The following is a 21382-nucleotide window of genomic DNA, read 5'->3' as shown; positions in this document are numbered from 1 at the left end:
GCTGCGCGCGTGCAGCTTTGTCTTATTAACAGAATGCAAACACCGCGAACTATGTATACTTGAGAGCGCACCGACAGAATCGGTGCGCTCAGGTTTACAATAATTGGCCGCCCCACTCAGAAGGTCCAGCGCACGCCCGCGTTATAGCCCCAACCTTTTGCGCCATTGCCCTCTATCTCTTTGCTGTAATCCGCTTCTGCGTAGATCGATACGGCATTTTTAAAAGTGGTGGTACCGCCGATGCCCACATCCCACATCTGACCAAACTTGCCGCTGTTGAAGCTCTGACTGATAGCCGTATCGGCTGCGCCAACCGTAACTTTTGCCGTGCCGCCCCAGCCACGCGTGTAGTTAGTGCGCAGATAAGGGGTGTAGTGCCGCTCCGCTTCATCCTGCCAGGTGCGATCGAGCCTTGCGCCCACGCGGCCAAGGGTTTGATCGTAATTGTCATAGTTTACGGTGGTACGATCTTCATCGGTAAAATTATCCATTTTCAGATGCAGCCAGGTCAGCTGGGCCTGCGGTTCAAGACGGATACCGCTGCCAAGTTCGAAGGGATAGCCGGTTTCCAGTGAGGCGTTCCACCCTTTGCCTTTTAATGTTGCCACCTCTTTCTGGCGCGCGATATCCGTATCGCCACGGTGCCAGTCGAAGGTTAAGGTACCGTCCAGATAGAACTTGTTATCGCGCTGCCAGGTGGTATAGAGCGCCAGGCTGTCGCTGTCAAACGAGGTAGAACTGTAGCCGTCAGCCGCATAAGGCCTGATGCGCGTATTGCCTCGCGTATAGGCAATGCCGCCACGCAGGCTCTGATTATTACCCTCAAATTTCATCAGATTGGCGCCTACCTGCAACGCGTTGTAGTCCAGATCAAAATCATAACCATATTTGCTCTGCGCCACGTTGGTCATATATTTCAGATTAGAGCCGGTGTAGCGGAGGAACATCTCGCCGCCTATTCCCTGCGGATCGCTCTCTGAGTCGCGCAGCTCGCCAAGCCGCTTATGCAGATCGTCCAGCATCGCCAGCGTAGAATAAGCTAGCCCCACCGGCGCGGAGAGATAGGATGGCAGCTGGGGAACCACTGCAGGGCGCGAAACGGCAGCACTGCTGTTTCCGGCCTGCGGCTGGCACAACGAACCCGCTTCACAAATGTAATTGTTAGCCAGACGATAGTCCCAGAATTGATCCCCGCTGCCGCTTACCAGTCGCTGGCTGGCATCCGCTGAGCCTGGAGCAAAGCTGTAAAGACCATACTGCCAGGGACCCGCAGCAACATAGCCGCCTTTCAGCGCAAAACTGTTGGCGCTGGCCCTGCCGGAAACCTGCGCCAGCGTGATCCCTTCGTCTGCGCTGAGGACGCCATTGCTGTCACTATCAGCCTGCATGGCGGTGCTGCCTGCGGTAAAGGAATCTTCCAGCAGCGTGGTACCGGTAGCGTTGCCGTTAACCCGAAGGGTATCGCTTTGCTGACTGTTCAGCGTACTGCCCAGCAACGTATTCAGCCTCAGGCTGCCACCGGCCGAAGCCAGCCCGCCGTTCAGAGTCAAGCTATTGCCTGCCACACCGTTGCCGTTAGTGAGATCAAGCGTCCCGGCGTTATTGACCACCAGTGAGTCGTTGGTGCCGCCCGCAAGAACCGGATCTACCTGATTGCCCACGTACAGCGTTGAGGTCCGATCGATGTTCAGGGTGCTGTGCGCCAGTTTGAGGTTATCGGTCAGCGTCCAGTTGGTATTGAGCAGATTAAGCGTGCTCCAGCCCGTCCCCAGATTAACCCCTTTCGTCAGATTATCACCTTCGCTGAACGAGCCGCCCTGCGCGGTAATGTCGCTCAGGCTAAGCGTGCTGCCTTTGCCTCCCGCCGTGGTCAGATGGCTGACGTTTTTCAGATCCACGCTTTTGATCAGCGCCTGGTTATTTATGCCACTGCCCATGGTCAGGCTGCCGTTGATCCGGCCACCGGTGATCGCCACGCTGTCGGTGCCGTTGCCGGTATTCACATCCCCGACCACGTTACCGTCCAGAAGTGCAATAGTATCGTTAGCGGCCCCACCGGCTACCACCACGGTTTCCGGGAAGGGCGCGGTAAGGTCGCCTTCATTGATAAAAACGGACTGGCCGCCGCGCAGATCGATAATGGGCGAAGTCGTGCTGAAGGAGAAAATCGATCCCCGGTTTATCACTTCGCTGGCGGTACTGGTGACGATGGCCGATCCGCCGTTCTGACTGTATATAGTGACAAAGCCGTCAGAGATCACCCGTCCGGTGGTATTGGCACGAATGGCAGATCCGCTGCCGGTAACAAAGATGGTGTAATTCGGGCCGATCACCAGATCGTTACTGGTGACGGAACCATCTTCATTACCGAACAGATAACCTGTGGCATCGCCGGTAACGTTAATATAGGCATTTCCGCCATAGTCGAATGAGGTGGCTGAGCGTAAACCGTTCCCGCTGCCGCTCGCATCAATAAAGACGTTATTTAGCGAGATACCGGCGGTTTCTGCCCGGTTATTGATTGCGCTGCCGCTGCCGTAAGATCCGATAATGATATCGCTGGCCGTAAAGGAGGAAGCGCCCTTATCCAGCAAAATTCCATCTGCGCGGCCTTCGCTGACAATCGTGCTGCGATAGAGCCCATCACCCACTACCTCCAGCACGGCGCTGTTTCCCACCCGCATTGCCGCCGTACCGTCACTGGCGCGCAGCTCGCTGTTAAGCGGGGTATAACTGCCATACCCTGAAGAGAGATCCACCCCCGTTCCGGAAGCGACCGTTACGGGTGCGCGGTTGGTAAAATTGCCGCCAGAGTGCAGACGAACGCCGGTGCTCTCCTCCCCGGTCAGATCCACCTGAGAGTGATTATCCAGCGAGGCGCCGTTGCCCACATCATAGCCGGTTGCCTTCGCGCCGCTGCCGGTGATGGGGGCCAGGCCAAACAGGGTTGCGCCTCCGGCATCACTGACCGCGCCCGTGGTATTTGCACCGTTCAGCACAATGGGACTGGTTATCGATGCGCGAGCCCCCTCCGCAATCAGAACAGCCGTGGCCCCGTTGCCGTTGACCAGATAGCGGTCGGTGCCAAACAGCGTGGTGCCGACACCGGATGCCAGGGTCCCGACAGAGTTCGCGCCATTCAGCGTGATATCAGCCGCAGCAAGAGGGTTAAACAGGGTGCCGCCGCGCAGATTATAGAGTGTCGACCCGGCCGTGCTGACCTCCACGCTGCCGCCATAGCTGGCGATCACCGCATTATCCGACCCTACATATCCGGTCTGACCAGGATTATTGAATTTTACCGTACTGGTGTCGCCCAGATAGAGCACGGCATTGTCATAGACCTCACCGGCTATCACATTATCGCCATGCAGGCTGATAGTTCCGTTCTGGTAAAACTGCCCACGAAGACCGCTTAGTGAAATACCCTGGGTTGGCAGCACCGCCTCACTGGAAGCACCGACGTCAATGTTGCCGTTATTGGTTACTACCGTTGGCGACGCGGCGGAATCAGCAAAAGAACCATCGAATAAACGGATGCCTGTGCCGCTTCTGGTGACGCTGATATCGCCGCTGTTGGTGACCTTCGCGCCGTAGCTCGCCATTATTCCCGTTGTGCTGTCACCTGCCAGAGTAATGTCGCCTGTGTTGGTAAGCTGAGCCCGATTCTGCGCTATCAGCCCAACCTGACGGTCAGCCATGCCGCTTATAGCGGCGTGGTTAATCAGTGAAGTGGTGGCATCTGGCGAGCTGATATTGGTGATATAACCGGTGAGATCGTGCTTAAGGCCATCCACCATGGCCGCCGTTGAGTTCAGGCTGGTGAGGTTCAGCGTGGTAGCGGAATCAATCATACCCTGCGCCCCGCCCTCAACCACTACCCCTGTGGAGTAAAGGCCCACGTTCAGCACTGCGCCGTTCGTGTTGATATCCGTCCCGTTACCGCTACCGATGATCCCCGTTGAGAATGAGGCATCAGGGACGATCGTCAGGCCTGCGCCATCAAAATCCGCCCCCTCCTGGTAACGAAAAACAGTGGAGTGCCAGCCTGAAACTGAATAATTACCCTCTGTGGGCAGCTCGATTTTTGCATCCGGGCCGATCGCCAGAAAATTGATCTGATACTGACCGCCGCCGGAACGGGGCACGGCGTTCTGGTCGACGTTGACCGTGGCGTTCCCCTCCGCACGGATACCAATTGCCGCTTCGCCGCTTAAAGTAACAGGTCCCGTCAAGGTCGCGGAGGCGTGTCCGCCATCCTGTCCCGAGACCCAGACGGCGGTATTACGCGTGCCGTTTGCCTCATCCGCATTGCCGGTCACGTTGATAGCGCCGCTGGACCAGGCGCTGGCGCTGCTCTCCCCTCTGGCGATCACTTTCAGACCCGTACTGTTGTCGCCGTTAAGATTTATTGTTCCAGCATTCCCCACTTTTCCACCCGTGCCGGAGTCAACCACCAGCATCGCGACATTCTCCACAGGCTGGAACTGTGCTCTGCCGTTGACGTCGATAGTGCCGTTGTTCAGCATGGTGGCATCCGGGCCGCCTTCCAGATGCATCCCGGTAGCATTCTGCACGCCGCTGCCAATCACAATATGACCATTATTGATCGCGCTGGAATTAAAGAATTAGAAGAGTGCGCTGGTTTCGCCACTGCGATTAATTGCCACATCCGAGGTCACATCCGTCAGGCTGTTTTGCGGCGTGCGGCCAAGGTAAATTGTCCCGCCCTGAGCATTTTCAAAAGAAGAGCCATCTCTGTCCAGCATGACGCCCGCCACCAGAGAGCCTGCTGTCGCCCCGGTGACGCCCAGATTGATATTGCCGTTATTGATGGCGCGGGAATCCGTCAGCCACAGCGCTGCGCCGTAACTTGAGGGAGAGATCACATAGTTGATGACGCCATTATTGGTAAACTGCGAGTTATCGTGAGCAAAAACCGTATTTCCGCCATCCCCCAGCGTTGAGCCATCCACGCCAGTCCCGTCGGCCTGATTAAAAAAGCCGCCGTTAATCACGCCGTTATTAATGCCCTTGCTGCCCCCGGCCAGCTCAAGCGCACTGTTATATTCGGAGGGATCACCTGTAATGGCGAGCTTACCGTTAATAATGGCCGTAGCGCCGTTGGTAGCCCTTACCGCACCATTACTGGCATTCACTACCTCAAGCGTTTTACCGGCATTGATTTTTACCTTTGCGCCCGGTCCGTCGGCGCTTAAAACTACCCGGTCGCCCACCGGCTGAGCAATTTCATCATTCAGATCGTCGGCATCAATCACATAAGCGATCACGCCGCTGCTGAAGGAAAGGGCCTTATTAAACTCACTGTTATAACTGCTGCCACTCAGATTTCCCGCACGTAGCTGATCCACCAGCCAGTCATTATAACTTTGCAGATCGCTCAGGCTGGAGACCCTGAATTGTGTGGTCGCATTATCCAGCGTGGTAACGCTGAACGCGCCGTTATAAGTGACAGCATTATCGACGCTGTAGCCAAGCTGATAAACATAGGGCGTGTAGGCACCGGTGAATGTAATGCGATTATCGGCATTCCAGTTCATATTACCGCTGCCGCTGGCGGTAAAGAGTTGGCTCTGCTTCGCTGCCATTGTCCAGCCGTTGGTAGCGGCAGTCGTTGCCGCACCCGCTTCCCCTATTTCAACATTAATGGTGCCGTTGCTGACCTGGGCTACACGTGCATCGATATATTGTCCATCGTTGACGTTCAGGTAATTGGGAAGCTCAGTGGTTGTATCGACAGAAGGCAGCGCACTCATCAGGTTGGAGTTATAAACCTGAACCCTGTTGCTACCGCTGCCGTTAGCGTCAGGCAGGGTAATAGTGGCATTCTGTCCACCGAGCGAGAGGCGATCGGCCCCTATCAGATTATCATCGGAAATCAGCCTGCCGGTGCTGAGTAACTCCCCTACTGTAATGCCCTGCAGACCCTGCCTGCCTGGAGCAAATTGCTGACTTCCACTGAGGGTCTGAGTTGAGCCATTACAAACGCAAAACAGACCGGCTCGGTTGTCATTCAGTTCCGGGGTAAAGGGTTTAAGAACGGCCGACCAGGCGTGCGTGGCCGGATTCATTAATCCATATGCGGTAATAAAGCTAATAACCAGGGGATGGAATTTAAACATGATCATTTCCTCCAGAGAAAAAATGTCGGGCACCCAGCGTCACTGACATCATGGTCAGTTTTTAGGAATGTTTATTAACGGGCGTAAAGAGGTGGGGCTGAAGTAATATCATCACTTAACGGCGGAGGCGTCCATGTGAACATAAGGCAAATAAGACTTATTAACGATATTTAAGATTAATACCGTCCGGAAGATATAATTAACTGGTCCTGAAAAAGGCGACAACACCCCCTGTTCATCCTGTTTTAATAAAAAAATAAATTATTTTTCAAGACCGTAATTTTTAGTTCGCGCTTGATGTTAAGAAATTAGAGCCGCTTCGATTAATGAAAAGCTGACAAAAAGCTAAAATTTTCCTCCTGCTTTGCTCTTTGCTCCTTACGAATTCCGTTTGATCCAGGTTGTTATCTTCCTGACAGTAAGCCTGAATATTTGGGTTTAGGACAAGTTATACAAGTTGTAACAACTGAACGATAACCATACAAAAAGTGCGTTCAATGCAACGTTATGATTCCTATAGAAAAAATGTAAGCATTTCTTAACAAAATTAATCATTGAGGTCAGGCCAGAAAAGTCCTATATTGGGCGCGCTTTTACAGCGAGTTGCTACTTTTTTAACCATTTTTTCAACCAGGAACGACGACGTTTCGGGTTGTAGGAGAGATATGATGACGGATAAAGTCCGTATTGATACTTTAGGTGCGAATTCTGCTAATGCTAACAATGAGACCTATTTAGCCAGACAGGCTGAAATGGAGTCGAATGTCAGGAGTTATCCCCGTAAATTACCGTTCGCCATTGCGAAAGCGGAAGGCGTATGGATCACCGATGTTGAGAATAATCAATATCTTGATTGCCTTGCCGGTGCGGGAACGCTGGCGCTTGGACACAATCATCCTGATGTCCTGCAAAGCATCCAAAATGTCATTACCAGCGGCTTGCCGTTACATACCCTGGATCTTACTACACCATTAAAAGATCAGTTCTCTGAATACCTGCTCTCCTTATTACCGGGTCAGGGTAAAGAGTATTGCCTGCAGTTTACCGGCCCTTCTGGCGCAGATGCGGTTGAAGCAGCCCTGAAACTGGCTAAGAAGCACACCGGCCGTACCGGCGTGATCAGCTTCTCTGGCGGTTATCACGGCATGACGCACGGCGCTCTGGCGGTCACAGGTAATCTGTCACCGAAAGAAGCCGTTAACGGCATGATGCCGGAAGTGCAGTTTATGCCTTATCCGCATCAGTACCGCTGCCCGCTTGGCATTGGCGGTGAAGCTGGCGTGAAAGCGCTGACTTACTACTTCGACAACCTGATCAACGACGTGGAAAGCGGCGTACGCAAACCAGCGGCGGTGATCCTGGAAGCGGTTCAGGGCGAAGGCGGCGTGAACCCGGCTCCGGCTGAATGGCTGCAGCGCATTCGTAAAGTGACGCAGGAGCACGGCATTCTGCTGATCCTCGACGAAGTTCAGGCTGGCTTCTGCCGTACCGGCAAACAGTTCGCCTTTGAACACGCAGGCATTGAGCCAGACATTATCGTGATGTCTAAAGCTGTGGGCGGCGGCCTGCCGCTGGCCGTACTGGGCATCAAAAAGCAGTTTGACGCCTGGGAACCGGGTCACCATACCGGTACCTTCCGCGGCAACCAGCTGGCGATGGCTACCGGCCTGACCACGCTGAAATTGCTGAAAGAAAATAATATTGCCGACAAAGTGGCGGCACAGGGTGAATGGCTGAAAGGCCAGCTGGCTGAACTGCAGAAACGTTATCCGGTTATCGGCCACGTTCGCGGTCTGGGTCTGATGATTGGTATTGAGATCGTTAAACCAGATGAAGCGCAGGATCACATGGGTTGCTACCCAGCCGACGGCCAGCTCTCTGCCCTGCTGCAGAAAAAATGCTTTGAGGCTGGTCTGATCCTCGAACGTGGCGGTCGTAACGGTTGCGTGCTGCGCCTGTTACCTTCGCTGTTGATCACTAAGGAAGAACTGGCTGTTTTCATTGATAAGTTTGAAAGCGCCCTGTTATCAGCTGGCGTCAAACCTGTCTGAATGGAGTGAAGTGGATGTCCGGGTCAAACCCAATTCTGGCTGCTTCAGCGCAAAGCACTGAAGCCTACCAGCAAGCAATTGAACAGAGTAGCCGTGCCGTGGTGCAGTGGTTGCAACAGCCTGAGATGTATCAGGGTAAAAGCGTTGCTGAACTCCGCGAACGTATCAAGCTGGATTTCAATCCTCAGGGCCTGGGCAACCAGGCCGCTATTGAGCGTGCGGTTGAGTACTTTTTAAAAGACAGCCTGTCGGTTCACCACCCGCAGTGCGTGGCGCACTTACACTGCCCAAGCCTGGTGGTCAGCCAGGCGGCTGAAGTTTTGATCAACGCCACCAACCAGAGCATGGACTCCTGGGATCAAAGCCCTTCAGCCACCATCATTGAGATGAAGCTGATTGAATGGCTGCGTACTCAGGTTGGCTATCAGCCTGGCGATGCGGGCGTGTTCACCAGCGGCGGTACGCAGAGTAATCTGATGGGCCTGATGCTGGCACGTGATGCCTTCTTTGCCCGTCAGGGTCACTCTGTTCAGCAGGATGGCCTGATCGGTGACCTGAAGAAGATCAAAGTCTTCTGTTCTGAGCATGCACACTTCTCTGTGCAGAAGAATATGGCGCTGCTGGGTCTCGGTTATCAGTCCGTTACCCTGGTAAAAACCGATCGCTTCTCACGTATGGATCTGAACGATCTGGCGGAGAAAGTGGCGCAGGCGAAAGCCAACGGCGAGCAGATTCTGGCTATCGTTGCCACTGCAGGCACCACGGATGCGGGCGCGATTGATCCGCTGCGAGCCATCGCCACTCTGGCTGCTGAACAGCAGATCTGGGTGCACGTTGATGCCGCCTGGGGCGGCGCGTTGCTGCTCTCTGAGAAGTACCGTGATTATCTGGACGGCATTGAGCTGGTGGACTCCATCACCCTGGACTTCCACAAGCAGTTCTTCCAGACCATCAGCTGTGGCGCCTTCCTGTTGAAAGAAGCCCGTCATTATGAACTGATGCGTTACCAGGCTGCTTATCTGAACTCCGAGTTTGATGAAGCGCAGGGCGTGCCGAACCTGGTGTCGAAATCACTGCAAACCACCCGCCGTTTTGATGCGTTGAAACTGTGGATGGGCCTGGAAGCGCTGGGTCAGAAACAGTATGCCGAAATTATCGATCACGGCGTGACGCTGGCCCAGGAAGTGGCAAGCTATGTCACTGAACAGGCATCGCTGGAGCTGGTGATGCAGCCGCAGCTGGCCAGCGTGCTGTTCCGCTATCGTCCGGAGCACGCCTCGCTGAAGAGTGATGCGGCGGTGGCCTTGCTGAACCAGAAGATTGGTGATGCCCTGCTCGATTCCGGCCGTGCCAACGTAGGCGTTACCGAGTCAGGCGGCGTGACCTGCCTGAAACTGACCCTGCTGAACCCAACGGTGACCCTGGAGGATATCAAAGTCCTGCTGGCACTGGTTGAGAGCACAGCGGAAAGCCTGCTGGCGGGCTAATCGCTCTTCTCAGCCTTCCGCGCCTGAAAGCCGATAACATCTGTTATCGGCTTTTTTATTGCAGTCGATCTGTCCTGCGTGTATTTAATCTGAAGAGAAACAGTAAATTAACGCTATATCAGAACGAACACAGGATAAGGAGTGCAAAACATGAGCGTCAATCAGTATGGTCAGCAGACAGGATTTGACTTACCCGACTGGCAACCGGTGCCCAGGCTGGTTCGCAGCACCTTACATGGCCGGTTCTGTGATCTGGTTCCTCTTACGCTGGATCATTCAGAAGCGTTATTTGCAGCCTACTCACTGAACGGTGACGATCGTGACTGGACCTGGCTTGGCACGGTGATGCCGCGTTCTCTGCCGGAGATGAGCGCATGGATAACGGATAAAATTCAGGATGAGAGCCTGGTTTCCTGGGCCGTGATTGATGCAAGAACGGAGATGCCCGTGGGGGTAGTCTGCTTCGCCGAGACCGACACGGTACATGGACTTACCGAGGTTGGCCATGTCACCTGGTCTCCGCTTATGCAACGCACGGCAATCGGTACGGAAGCCGTGTTTCTGATGCTGAATTACGCATTTTCAACGGGCTATCGCCGCGTTGCCTGGCGTTGTGATTCGCTGAACCAGGCATCGCGCCGCGCGGCAGAGAGAATTGGCTTCACTTACGAAGGGCGTTTTCGTCAGGCTATGGTTCGTAAACAGCGTAATCGCGATACGGACTGGCTGTCGATTATTGACGCAGAGTGGCCAGCGATCAATATAGCGCTGAGAGCCTGGCTGGCAGAGGACAATTTTACGGCTGAAGGAGAGCAGAAAGTTAAGCTCGATGCCCTGTTAAGGAGTGCAAGGGAGTCCGCACCTTATGCAGAGAATCAGTAAAAATGATCTTATTGGGTTAAATCAGGACGCCGGTTTAACGCATGGCTGAAACAGTTACTGGTAATTTTTGAGACGAACCTTAACGCTATCCTGCTGTATTCCTTCTGCAGTCACGGTAAAATGGTCGATTCAAAGCAACACAGGATAGCGAGGTATAATGTCTTATCGTTTCACTCTGGCCGCTTTAACGGCCGCTTTAACCCTCACCGGTTGCGCTAAACATCAGAAGGCCGCTACGCCAGATGATTTCTTTAATGGCCCATCGCAGATCGCTGTCTCTCATGTGATGACTCGTGCTGACGATGGTTCCTCCATCTTCCTGACGGTTGATGGCAATGATGCCGGCCCGCTGCTGCCCGGCAAGAACACCGAGGTGCAGATCCCAGCCGGGAAGCATCAGGTGGGCGGTTATGCTCAGACGCTGCTTGGCCTTGGCCGCGTAACTATCCAGTCTCTGGAAGTCACCACTAACCCTGGTGAAGTCACCCAGCTTGCCTATTCTGTTACCCGTGATAAACCAGTCTTTGTCAAAGAGGGCGTCACGAAGCTGCCTGCTAAACCTGCCCCGGCCCCTGAACCGGCTAAACAGGAAGCTGCTCCGGCACAGGATGATCAGAGCGCGGCACCAACAGCCACTGGCACAGCAGGGTCGACCGTAACAGAAAACAGCGCTACCGCTCAGGCTCCTGCGGCGGCAACGCAGGCTACATCGCCAGCAGAGCCAGCCTCTACGGCGACTGACAGCGCTCCGGCCGTTCAAACCACCACCACCACCGAAACAACACAAAGTCCGGTGGCTGCACAACCTGCTGCGACAGCAGAGACCACGCAGAGCACGGCGTCTTCACAGCCAGCAACCACAGCGGAGAGTACGCCGGGCACCACCGCTACACAGCCAGTGACGACCACCACGGAAACAGAGCAGAATGCAGCTGCTTCTCAACCTGCGGCCTCTTCGCAGAGCGCCCCGGTTTCTCAGCCTGCGACCACGACGGAAACGACTCAGAGCACCACTGCAGAGGAGCCTTCGGCAACGTCTACAGAAACTACTCAGAGCACTACCACTGAGCAGTCAGCTACCACCCCGCTTGCCACCGCCCAGACCTCGGGCAGCAACGAATAACCGTTCTGACGCGGCGGAGCGCCCCGTCACGGCGCGCCTGACAGGAGGCTCTCCCGCCTCCTCGCTTCTCACCTGGCAGAAATCAGTCGCGCCAGCCCAACGCCGGTGCAACATGGGTGAGAATCGATTCCATCACATGCGCACAGTATTCCACCCCCAGCTGGTTTGGAATGGTTAACAGCAGGGTGTCAGCTTCCGCAATCGCTTCATCTTTCGCTAACTGCGCAATCAACGCTTCCGGCTCCGCTGCATAGCTGCGGCCAAAAATAGCGCGCGTCTTCTCATCCAGATAGCCGATTTGATCGCCCCCCTCACGGCTGGCGCCAAAGTAAGCCCGATCGGTGGCGTTCATCAGCGCAAAAATGCTGCGGCTGACCGACACCCGTGGCGTGCGTGCATGCCCTGCTGCCTGCCAGGCTTCGCGGTAGGCACGGATCTGTCTGGCCTGCTGTATATGGAACGGCTCGCCCGTTTCATCGTCCTTCAGCGTTGAGCTTTGCAGATTCATGCCCAGCTTTGCTGCCCAGACGGCAGTGGCGTCAGAACCCGATCCCCACCAGATACGCTCACGCAGTCCTGCCGAGAAGGGTTCAGGCCTCAGCAGACCGGGAGGATTCGGGAACATCGGCTGAGGGTTGGGTTTGGCAAAACCTTCACCACGCAGCACTTCCAGCAGCTTTTCCGTGTGACGACGGCCCATATCCGCATCATTCTCTCCCTCCTCTGGCTGATAGCCAAAATAGCGCCACCCTTCCACCACCTGCTCCGGAGAACCCCGGCTGATGCCTAGCTGTAAACGCCCACCGCTGATCAAATCTGCTACGCCCGCGTCCTCAGCCATATAGAGAGGATTTTCATAGCGCATATCGATCACACCGGTGCCAATTTCAATCCGGCTGGTTTTAGCGCCCACCGCGGCCAGCAGCGGGAAAGGCGCGCTTAGCTGACGTGCGAAGTGGTGTACGCGGAAATAGGCGCCGTCAGCGCCCAGTTCTTCAGCCGCGACCGCAAGATCAATGGATTGCAACAGCGCATCGGCAGCCGATCGCGTTGCCGACTGCTGGGAGGGCGTCCAGTGGCCAAACGAGAGGAATCCAATTTTTTTCATGACTCAGGTCTCCTGTAGTAAAAGGAATATTTTCCAGCCTGCAGCATGAAGGCGAATTCCACCCGCTGGCAAGCGCATTAACAATCTTAAGAATTATTTCCGGCGGCGGTGAAGCGCAGATAAACCCCTGGCGTCATCCCGGTTACCCTGGTGAACGCTCTGCGCATCACATCCACTCCTGAAAATCCGCACTCGGATGAGACCACTTTAGCGGGGAGACCCCGCGCCAGCAGCAGCTTAGCTTTCGCTACCCGCTCTCGCTCCAGCCACTGGGCGGGCGCTACAGAAAGCTCCTGCCGGAACAGCCGGCTCAGATGCCGCTCGCTGAGGTTGATGTGCGCCGCCATCATGGCGACATTTTTCACGCTCTGCAGGTTGCTGGTGCTCCAGCGCAGCAAATCCTGGAAAGCGGAACGGCCACTCAGCGTAACGGCTGCGCTCCTCATAAAATGAGCCTGATTAACTGGCCGACGAAAGAACATTACCAGGTTATTCGCTACGTCCAGAGCGACTTCACGTCCCAGATCCTCTTCAACCAGCCTGAGGGCAAGATCCAGACCCGACGTCACGCCCGCCGCAGTCCGTAGCCGCCCGTCCGCAACATACAGCGCATCCGCGTCCACTCTGACCTCCGGATAACGCGCCAGCTCGCTGGCGCAGGCCCAGTGCGTCGTCACCCTCTTTCCCTTCAGCAATCCTGTCTGCGCCAGAAGCAGAGCGCCGCTGCATATCGAGCCATAGCGCTGGCTTTGCAGGCAGTAGCGGCTGAGGGCGGCCAGCACCGCCGCTTCAGGCAGGAAGTCAGCCATCTCAGGCGCGCCCGCCACAAGAAAGGTGTTGGCAGAAACGGCTTCCTTTTCGCTGAGGAGCCGGTCTGCCAGCACTCTTACTCCGGAAGATGAGTGGATGGTAAGCGAATCTGTCGACATCACGCTGGTTCTGTAAACCTGACGCTTCAGGATGCGATTGGCCTCTGTAAAGACGTCCAGCGGCCCTGAAACGTCCAGCAACTGTACGCCAGGCACCGCCAGAATGACCATATCCTGTGGCATTGCTCTTCCCCTGTCCTTAACGATCGTTTTGTCTCATTTCGTCGTAAAGAGACGCTTTAAGACAGCAATGATCTTCTTCAGACTGGGGTAAATCAACCCTGAAGAGTAAAAAAAATGACCAAGTCGATTAATGGCGTACAAATCCCACAGAGTAAGATGGCGCAGGAAGTCACCGAATTAGTGCGTGATACGGAATCTGACCTGCTTTTCCATCATTCCAGCCGCGTTTATTACTGGGGAGCACTGGCGGGCCAGCAGCGGGGAGTGAAGGTTGATGCGGAGCTGCTCTATGTTGGCTGCATGTTTCATGATATGGGGCTGACGCACGATCACTGTAGCTGCGATAAGCGGTTTGAAGTAGACGGGGCGAATGCGGCAAGAGATTTTCTGCAACGTTACGGCATCGCCCGGCAGGATATTGACAAGGTCTGGACCGCGATTGCCTTGCATACCACGCCCGGTATCCCGGAGTTTATGGCCCCCGAGATCGCGCTGGTAACTGCTGGGGTGGAGATGGATGTGCTGGGAATCGGGTTCGACCAGTTTACTTCTCAGGAGATCGGAGCGGTAACAGGCTTACATCCTCGTCCTGAGGCATTTAAGGAGGAGATCATTCAGGCATTTTATGACGGCATCAAACAGAAACCGCAAACTACCTTCGGCAATGTCAAGGCTGATGTTATAGCGGATAAAGAACCGGGTTTTAAAGCGGGTAACTTTTGTGAGGTCATACGGCAGTCGCGCTGGCAGGGCTGAACAGGTGACGTTGTCACAGTAAAATGATTGCTGCATTACTCCACCACTCCCGGCTCCTTTATCTATACTTTTCAATCAGGAGCCGGGAACTCTTCCTTTCAGGCACCCGTTGCAGTTACGCCAGTTCCCTTCAAGGCGTATAACTTTCCCTGACAAGGATGAACGAACTATGAAGAATAAAAGCTATAACAAGCCAGAGCGGGATAATGGTTATGCCGAATTGGGCGACTACGCCGCTATCGGCGAAGGCCGGTCCGTGGCGTTAATTGCTCCCGACGGATCGATTGACTGGTGGTGCGCCCCCAACCTTGATTCACCGCCCCTGTTTGACCGCATCCTTGACAGCGGTAAAGGCGGCTTTTTTCAGCTGGAACCCAATCAGCCCTATAGCGTAGAGCGTCGCTACCGCAAAGACAGTAATATCCTTGAAACCTCTTTTAAGACTGAAACCGGCAGCGTGTTAATCACCGAATCTATCAACAGTACGCTGGCTGGCAGGCTGCCGTGGAGTGAACTGGCACGGCGTATTGAAGGCGTTGAGGGCGAAGTAGTGCTGAATCTCAGGCTGCGCTTTGGCACCGCCGCTGAAACGCGCTCGCCATGGTTGGCCGAGACGGCACAGGGAACGGTTTTCCATATTGCCGATCTGCTGGCAATGCTGCGTACCAGTGAAGATATCCAGCTCACGCATTGCGACGATGAAAAGGTAGAGGGGAAAGTCACTACCTCCCCCGGTTCCAGTTCGCTGGTGGCTTTGCTGGCCACCGAAAAGGAGCCGCTGGCTGTCCCCACGCTAAAGGCGATTGACGAAAGAATTGAAACCAGTCACCTCGCCTGGCGAGACTGGGTCAAAAGCCTCAGCTACAATGGCCTGTTCCCGCTTCATGTAAAACGTTCTGCGCTCTCATTAAAGTTCCTCTGGTACTCCCCAACCGGCGCGCTTGCTGCGGCGGCAACCACTTCCCTGCCGGAAGGCATTGGCGGCGAGAAAAATTATGACTATCGCTACGCCTGGGTGCGCGATGCTTGCCTGATTATCAAATCCTTTATCTATCTCGGCGCGCTTGAAGACTCCAAAGCCGCCTTCTCCTGGCTGACCCATACCATTATTCGCCATGGCGTGAAGCTTCGTGCCTGCTACACCCTTGAGGGTGATGTGGTGCCCGCAGAACGTTTTCTGCCGCTGGAAGGCTATAAGGGATCGCAGCCCGTTCGGGTCGGCAACAATGCACGGGATCAGGTTCAGCTGAGCATGTATGGCGATATGTTGGCAACCGCGCAGCTGTTTGTGGAGGCGGGACACATTTTAGATATTGCCACCTCGCGCATGTTGGGAGAGCTGGCTAACTGCTGCGCTGACCACTGGCGGCAAAAGGATTCCGGGATCTGGGAGCTGCCTGAAGAACAGCATTATACCCATTCCAAAATGGCCTGCTGGCTGGCGCTGGACCGGGCAACGGCGATGGCGAATGAGAAACATATCGAACCCACCTGGGTTGGGCGATGGGAGCGTGAGCGCGACCGTATCAGTGAATGGATTGAAACCCACTGCTGGTCTGAGGAGCGCCAGACCTATCTGTTTTATGCCGGGAGTGAGGAGCGGCTGGATGCTTCCCTGGCGCTGGTTTATCACTACGGCAATAGTGTTAACCCTAAAAGAATGCTGGCGACCTATGAAGCAATATACAGCGAGCTGGGACACAACAGCGCGATGATTTACCGCTACAGCGGCATGGAACAGGAAGAGAGCACCTTTGTAGCCTGCTCTTTCTGGCTGGCGGAGGCCTTTGCCTCAATGGGTGAAAAAGAGCGTGCACAAAAGGCGATGGATGAGATCCTCTCCTGCCTGTGTGATAAGGGTAATGTGGAAACCTTTAATGAGATGTTTGATGTGCGTAGCAACAGCTGGCGAGGCAATTTGCCTCAGGGGCTGAGTCATCTGGCGCTGATTTGTGCGGCGCAGGCGCTTTCAGAAGCAGACCGCAAAAGTTAGCGAACAGCCTTTCAACCAAAGTAACTTCTGGAAAGAGAGGGAACATCTCCTTCCAGAAGAGTACCTGGATTTTTCGTGGCAGTAAAACTTTGAGACAATAATCTTTAATTATTATATTGTTGTTAATCAACTATTTATGACTTTACGCCCTGTTGCGGCCATCTTCTTCCACCTTTCTGTCGCTTACCGCATACGCTTGATTTACCCTTTACTACTTAAATTGACAAAGCATGACAAAAAAATCTCTCTTTTCCTGGTCTTCAATTACCGGGATAGTTGTCGGTCTGTTCGGGCTGGCTTTTCTGTTATTGGGAGGCTGGCTGGCTGTGCTTGGCGGCAGCCTCTGGTATCTTCTTTTTGGCGCAGGCTTCTTGCTCAGCGGTTTCTTTATTCTCCGCAGGCGTGCAGCGGGTATCTGGCTCTATCTGCTGACTTATCTGATCTGTCTGGGCTGGTCACTGTGGGAAGTGGGTCTGGATGGCTGGCAACTGATGCCGCGCCTGTTTGCGCTGTCGCTGCTGGGCATCTGGGTAAGTCTGCCCTGGGTAACACGCCAGGTGATGGCAACCCGAAACCAGGCTCGCAGCGGGACGCTCGCGGGCATGTTCTACGTGCTGACTATTGGGCTGATCGTCTATACCGGCTGGCACGTGACCGACACGCGCTTTGTGCATCTTCACCCTGTTCCAGCCGCCTCAACCGGTGATGTTCTGACGGCGGCAGAGAAAAATTCCGACTGGAAATATTATGGGCATAACCCGGCGGGACAGCGTTTCTCGGCGCTGGAGCAGATCACGCCAGCTAACGTCAGTGAGCTAAAACCCGCCTGGCAGTTCAATACCGGCGACGTCATGCGCAAAGGGGAAGACAAAGCTGGCAGAGAGTTCAATTTTGAAGTCACGCCAATCAAGGTCAACAACACCCTTTTTATCTGTACGCCGCATCGTCAGGTTATCGCTCTGGATGCTACTACCGGAAAACAGCGCTGGAAGTTTGATCCTCAGGCTGATACTTCAGCCAATGAATATCTCGCCTGCCGTGGGGTCGCCTGGAGCCAGGAGCTGACTGACACCACCTGCCCTGACAAAATCATTACCACAACCAGCGATGCCAGGATGGTGGCGCTGAATGCGGAAACGGGCAAGCCCTGCGCCTCTTTTGGTCAGAACGGCTTTGTGAGCCTGACCGATCGGATGGGCGAAGTACCGCCTGGTTTTCACTTTATCACCTCTCAGCCGATGGTTATGGATGGCAAGATCGTGCTGGGAGGCTGGATTTATGATAATCAGTCAACGGGTGAACCTTCCGGGGTGGTGCGGGCTTACGACGTCAAAACCGGAAAGCTCGCCTGGGCCTGGGATATGGGCAGAACGCCACAAAATGCGCCGCTGAAACCGGGCGAAACTTACACCCGCGGGACGCCTAACGGTTGGGGAACCTATACAGCAGATGAGAAGCTGGGGTTGATCTATATCCCGCTTGGGAACGCCACGCCCGACTATTTTGGCGGCAAACGTCGTCCCTTCGATGAAAAATACTCTACTTCACTGGTCGCACTGGATATCCATACCGGTGAGGAGCGCTGGCATTATCAGATGGTGCATCACGATGTCTGGGATTTCGATCTTCCCATTGGCCCCACGCTGGTAGATCTGCCCGATGGCAAAGGTGCCACCGTTCCTGCACTGGTACAGACCACCAAAATGGGCCAGCTGTTCCTGCTGAATCGTGAAACAGGTAAACCGCTGGCGCAGGTCGTTGAGAAGCCGGTAGCTACTTCGCCAGCCCTGCCAGGAGAACATTTGTCACCTACACAGCCAGATTCAGTTGGCATGCCCAACCTCTCGCCACCCGATCTGAAAGAGAGCGATATGTGGGGAGCAACGCCCGTGGATCAGCTTCTCTGCCGCATTCAGTTTCATCGTTATCGCTATCAGGGGCAGTATACGCCGCCAGCTGAAGGCACCTCCATTGCCTATCCGGCCTTTGACGGTGTGATGGACTGGTACGGTGCGTCGGTAGATCCGCAACGGCACCTGCTGATTGCTAATACCAGCTATATCCCTTTCACCATGGAAATGATGAAAGCCAGCGAGGCCAAACAACAGGGCCTGATGAAGGATTGGGCTGGCTGGGGCAGCAAACAGGCTTACCCTAAACCCAAAGAGTTCGCCGTCGGGCCGCAATATGGCACGCCCTGGGCGGCGATTGTTAAGCCCTGGCTTTCCGCGCTCGGCGCGCCATGCAGCGCCCCGCCGTGGGGCAAATTGGTGGCGATTGATCTGACTACCCGCAAAATTGCCTGGGAAAGGCCAGCGGGCACCACCAGAGATATGAACATCTTTGGCACGCATACTAACGCCCCGCTACCTACGGGTATTTTTATGATGGGTGGAAACGTGATTACCGGTAGTGGCCTGATCTTTATGGGCGCAACGGCCGATGACTACCTGCGTGCTTTCGACGAGCGCAGCGGACGGGAACTCTGGCGGGCAAGATTGCCGGCAGGCGGTCAGGCGACGCCGATGACCTATACCGGCAGCGATGGCAGGCAGTTCGTGGTCATCGCCGCGGGTGGCCATGGCGGTCTGGGTACACCTTCCGGAGATGCAGTAATGGCCTACGCCTTGCCTGCTCATTAGAGCGGGTCAGAAACCAGAAAGCCCTGTGGTTTTAACGCCACAGGGCTTTCAATAATTGTATAGCACAGGTCAGACAGCAGTCTGGCCAGGTTTAAGGTTTTTCAACTCTCTGTACCTGAAGATAACGCGCATCCCCTTTGCCTTTCACAAATCCGCTTACCCTGATCATATCTTTTGAGGTGTACTCTTTACCGTCCCAGGCTGGCGTCGGCACCTTAAGGGTAATTTTGCCGGTGTCGTCGCGCAGGATGTAACTCTTGTCATCAGTCTTTTTGATCAAGTAGCCTTCAACGGTAACCCAGGCATTGTCACGCTGTGAGAACAGGGAGTGGATTGTGCTTTCTCCGGTATCTTCAGAGCCTTTATAACCGGCATCTTTTTTATGAACCGGAGGCGGTGTTTCACCACTTTTGAATCCCCCTTCCGCAGCCATCGCATGGCCCGTGAAGGCAAGTATTGCGGCCAGTGCCAGCATCTTTTTCATTCTGTCTCCTTAATGTCTCAGGCTATGCCCTGCTCGATGTGTCTCCTTTAAGCCTGGCACACCGGCGGAAATTTTCCTTATAAAATAACCCGCTCGGGTTAAAAGAGCTGCCGGTACGTCAGGCGACCAGCAAGGCTCTCCGTCATTCTGGTTTAATCAGACGTATAGCGTGCTCAAGAACCTTCTGCTCATCCCTGTCCGCGTCGGCGCGGTCATGTCGGGTTTTCATTAAGAGATTGGTCAGCACTTCGCGGTGGGTATTATATCCGCTTTCCGCCAGTACAATGACCGCATCACCAATAACCCGGCAGACTTCGTCATAATACTCTTCACTCAGCACATCACGTTTCATAGCTGTTCCTTTTTACCGTTTTTCACACCGTTATTACCTGACCCTGGCAAATAATCAGAGAGTAAACAAGCAGCAACACTCTTTGTAAAACTTACTTAACCTTTATTACCACCACGCAAAAATCAGGCCCGAAAAATATTATAGCCGTTGTTCTTTTCTCTTCCACACCGGCCTGAACCGCTCTGTATAAAATAACTACCTTCAGAAGTCGCACTTTGGAGAATGAATTATTTTCCAGTGGTCGGCGCAGGAAAAAATATTTGGCGCAGCGCGATTTTTTTTACGTTTATATGTGACAAACCTCACAATTGTGCCAGGCTTATTGCTACTCGAATGAATAAAGAAGGAGCTATATATGTCCAGCAACGATAAAAAATCTCTCTTATCCGTGGATTATCCTGCACCGCCATTTGCGGAGCAACCACAGCCGGTGCCAGGCCTGGCAAGTAAAATGATCCCCGTACCCGATCATGGCGAAACGTCCTATCGTGGTTCTGGCCGCCTTGCGGGGCGTAAGGCTTTGATCACCGGCGGTGACTCCGGTATTGGTCGCGCGGTAGCTATTGCTTATGCCCGTGAAGGGGCCGATGTCGCTATTAATTATCTTCCTGAAGAAGAGTCTGATGCGGCTGAAGTTATTAAGCTGATTGAAGCTGAAGGACGTAAAGCTTTTGCCATTCCGGGCGATATTCGTACCGAAGCTTTCTGCCAGACCCTGGTAAAAGAAGCGGCAACCAGGCTGGGCGGTCTGGATATTCTGGTTAATAACGCCGGCCGTCAGCAGTTTAATGAATCTATCCGTACCTTAAGCACTGAAGATTTTGATGCGACATTTAAAACCAATGTTTACGCCATGTTCTGGATCACTAAAGCAGCAGTAGATTATTTACCGCGCGGTGCCTCCATAATTAATACTTCTTCCGTCCAGGCTTATCAGCCCAGCGATATTCTGCTGGATTATGCGCAAACTAAAGCCTGTATCGTTGCCTTCACTAAATCCCTGGCGCAACAGTTGGGTGAAGAAGGCATTCGTGTTAATGCGGTAGCGCCAGGCCCATTCTGGACACCGTTGCAGTCAAGCGGCGGTCAGCCTCAGGAAAAAGTAAAACAGTTTGGTGCCTCTGCCCCGCTGGGCCGCCCCGGACAGCCTGCAGAAATCGCCCCGCTCTACGTGACGCTGGCTTCTACCGAGAGCAGCTACACTTCCGGGCAGGTTTGGTGCACCGATGGCGGCACAGGCACGCTGTAATCCGTGAATCTCACTGGCAGTCTGAAAGAGAGCCTCCCGAATGGGGGGCTTTTTTATGTC

General features: G+C 54.4%; 14 protein-coding genes. 8 read left to right on the top strand and 6 right to left on the bottom strand.

Annotated elements, in window-relative coordinates; genetic code table 11:
- Positions 1 to 116 precede the first annotated feature (116 nt).
- Together SD961_RS17865 and SD961_RS17860 are read right to left on the bottom strand one after the other, a co-directional pair.
- Positions 117 to 4592: an autotransporter outer membrane beta-barrel domain-containing protein gene (locus SD961_RS17865; protein ID WP_318791685.1), complete on the bottom strand. Its 4476-nt coding sequence runs from the start codon at positions 4590 to 4592 to the stop codon at positions 117 to 119.
- Between the two features lie 36 nt (positions 4593 to 4628).
- Complete coding sequence (locus SD961_RS17860) at positions 4629 to 6143, bottom strand: hypothetical protein (protein WP_318791684.1); 1515 nt, start codon at positions 6141 to 6143, stop codon at positions 4629 to 4631.
- Between the two features lie 668 nt (positions 6144 to 6811).
- Here SD961_RS17860 and SD961_RS17855 point away from each other — a divergent pair.
- The 4 genes from SD961_RS17855 (at position 6812) to SD961_RS17840 (ending at position 11686) form a co-directional block, all read left to right on the top strand.
- On the top strand, positions 6812 to 8194 hold the full coding sequence (locus SD961_RS17855; RefSeq protein WP_318791775.1) for a diaminobutyrate--2-oxoglutarate transaminase: 1383 nt from the start codon (positions 6812 to 6814) through the stop codon (positions 8192 to 8194).
- A gap of 14 nt (positions 8195 to 8208) precedes the next feature.
- On the top strand, positions 8209 to 9681 hold the full coding sequence (locus SD961_RS17850; RefSeq protein WP_318791683.1) for an aspartate aminotransferase family protein: 1473 nt from the start codon (positions 8209 to 8211) through the stop codon (positions 9679 to 9681).
- A 150-nt stretch (positions 9682 to 9831) separates the two neighbouring features.
- Complete coding sequence (locus SD961_RS17845) at positions 9832 to 10563, top strand: GNAT family protein (RefSeq protein ID WP_318791682.1); 732 nt, start codon at positions 9832 to 9834, stop codon at positions 10561 to 10563.
- A 157-nt stretch (positions 10564 to 10720) separates the two neighbouring features.
- Positions 10721 to 11686, top strand: a complete 966-nt coding sequence (locus SD961_RS17840) for a hypothetical protein (protein WP_318791681.1) — start codon at positions 10721 to 10723, stop codon at positions 11684 to 11686.
- Positions 11687 to 11768: 82 nt separating this feature from the next.
- Here the strand turns inward: SD961_RS17840 and SD961_RS17835 are convergent, their stop codons facing one another.
- Entirely contained in the window at positions 11769 to 12794 is a 1026-nt protein-coding gene (locus tag SD961_RS17835) for an LLM class flavin-dependent oxidoreductase (protein WP_318791680.1), read from the bottom strand.
- 86 nt (positions 12795 to 12880) lie between these two features.
- Positions 12881 to 13846 carry an AraC family transcriptional regulator gene (locus tag SD961_RS17830; protein ID WP_318791679.1) on the bottom strand — a complete coding sequence of 322 codons (966 nt, stop codon included), beginning with the start codon at positions 13844 to 13846 and terminating at the stop codon, positions 12881 to 12883.
- Positions 13847 to 13960: 114 nt separating this feature from the next.
- On the opposite strand from SD961_RS17830, the gene SD961_RS17825 reads away from it, so the two are divergent.
- The 3 genes from SD961_RS17825 (at position 13961) to SD961_RS17815 (ending at position 19237) form a co-directional block, all read left to right on the top strand.
- On the top strand, positions 13961 to 14602 hold the full coding sequence (locus SD961_RS17825; RefSeq protein ID WP_318791678.1) for an HD domain-containing protein: 642 nt from the start codon (positions 13961 to 13963) through the stop codon (positions 14600 to 14602).
- Between the two features lie 169 nt (positions 14603 to 14771).
- Positions 14772 to 16595 (top strand): glycoside hydrolase family 15 protein, encoded by a 1824-nt coding sequence (locus SD961_RS17820; RefSeq protein ID WP_318791677.1) that lies wholly within the window; start codon positions 14772 to 14774, stop codon positions 16593 to 16595.
- Between the two features lie 230 nt (positions 16596 to 16825).
- The gene (locus tag SD961_RS17815) at positions 16826 to 19237 is read left to right on the top strand and encodes a membrane-bound PQQ-dependent dehydrogenase, glucose/quinate/shikimate family (protein ID WP_318791676.1); all 2412 of its coding nucleotides are present in this window, start codon (positions 16826 to 16828) and stop codon (positions 19235 to 19237) included.
- A gap of 91 nt (positions 19238 to 19328) precedes the next feature.
- Here SD961_RS17815 and SD961_RS17810 read toward each other — a convergent pair whose 3' ends face one another.
- The gene (locus SD961_RS17810) at positions 19329 to 19721 is read right to left on the bottom strand and encodes a NirD/YgiW/YdeI family stress tolerance protein (protein ID WP_318791674.1); all 393 of its coding nucleotides are present in this window, start codon (positions 19719 to 19721) and stop codon (positions 19329 to 19331) included.
- 142 nt (positions 19722 to 19863) lie between these two features.
- Positions 19864 to 20073 (bottom strand): DUF2767 family protein, encoded by a 210-nt coding sequence (locus tag SD961_RS17805; RefSeq protein ID WP_318791673.1) that lies wholly within the window; start codon positions 20071 to 20073, stop codon positions 19864 to 19866.
- A 355-nt stretch (positions 20074 to 20428) separates the two neighbouring features.
- On the opposite strand from SD961_RS17805, the gene SD961_RS17800 reads away from it, so the two are divergent.
- Positions 20429 to 21322 carry an SDR family oxidoreductase gene (locus SD961_RS17800; RefSeq protein WP_318791672.1) on the top strand — a complete coding sequence of 298 codons (894 nt, stop codon included), beginning with the start codon at positions 20429 to 20431 and terminating at the stop codon, positions 21320 to 21322.
- The last annotated feature ends 60 nt before the right edge of the window (positions 21323 to 21382 follow it).

This window comes from Erwinia sp. MMLR14_017, from assembly GCF_033657285.1.
In the GTDB taxonomy this organism is placed as follows: Bacteria; Pseudomonadota; Gammaproteobacteria; order Enterobacterales; family Enterobacteriaceae; genus Erwinia.
The sequence above is the reverse complement of the archived record's forward strand: the minus strand, read 5'-3'. Positions and strand labels throughout refer to the sequence as shown.

Bases quoted from the DNA above. Each gene is read 5' to 3' on its own strand.
- SD961_RS17830 (WP_318791679.1), bottom strand. From the start codon at position 13,846: ATGCCACAGGATATGGTCATTCTGGCGGTGCCTGGCGTACAGTTGCTG.
- SD961_RS17810 (WP_318791674.1), bottom strand. From the start codon at position 19,721: ATGAAAAAGATGCTGGCACTGGCCGCAATACTTGCCTTCACGGGCCAT.
- SD961_RS17860 (WP_318791684.1), bottom strand. From the start codon at position 6,143: ATGTTTAAATTCCATCCCCTGGTTATTAGCTTTATTACCGCATATGGA.
- SD961_RS17855 (WP_318791775.1), top strand. From the start codon at position 6,812: ATGACGGATAAAGTCCGTATTGATACTTTAGGTGCGAATTCTGCTAAT.
- SD961_RS17805 (WP_318791673.1), bottom strand. From the start codon at position 20,073: ATGAAACGTGATGTGCTGAGTGAAGAGTATTATGACGAAGTCTGCCGG.
- SD961_RS17840 (WP_318791681.1), top strand. From the start codon at position 10,721: ATGTCTTATCGTTTCACTCTGGCCGCTTTAACGGCCGCTTTAACCCTC.
- SD961_RS17815 (WP_318791676.1), top strand. From the start codon at position 16,826: ATGACAAAAAAATCTCTCTTTTCCTGGTCTTCAATTACCGGGATAGTT.
- SD961_RS17850 (WP_318791683.1), top strand. From the start codon at position 8,209: ATGTCCGGGTCAAACCCAATTCTGGCTGCTTCAGCGCAAAGCACTGAA.
- SD961_RS17800 (WP_318791672.1), top strand. From the start codon at position 20,429: ATGTCCAGCAACGATAAAAAATCTCTCTTATCCGTGGATTATCCTGCA.
- SD961_RS17845 (WP_318791682.1), top strand. From the start codon at position 9,832: ATGAGCGTCAATCAGTATGGTCAGCAGACAGGATTTGACTTACCCGAC.
- SD961_RS17825 (WP_318791678.1), top strand. From the start codon at position 13,961: ATGACCAAGTCGATTAATGGCGTACAAATCCCACAGAGTAAGATGGCG.
- SD961_RS17835 (WP_318791680.1), bottom strand. From the start codon at position 12,794: ATGAAAAAAATTGGATTCCTCTCGTTTGGCCACTGGACGCCCTCCCAG.
- SD961_RS17820 (WP_318791677.1), top strand. From the start codon at position 14,772: ATGAAGAATAAAAGCTATAACAAGCCAGAGCGGGATAATGGTTATGCC.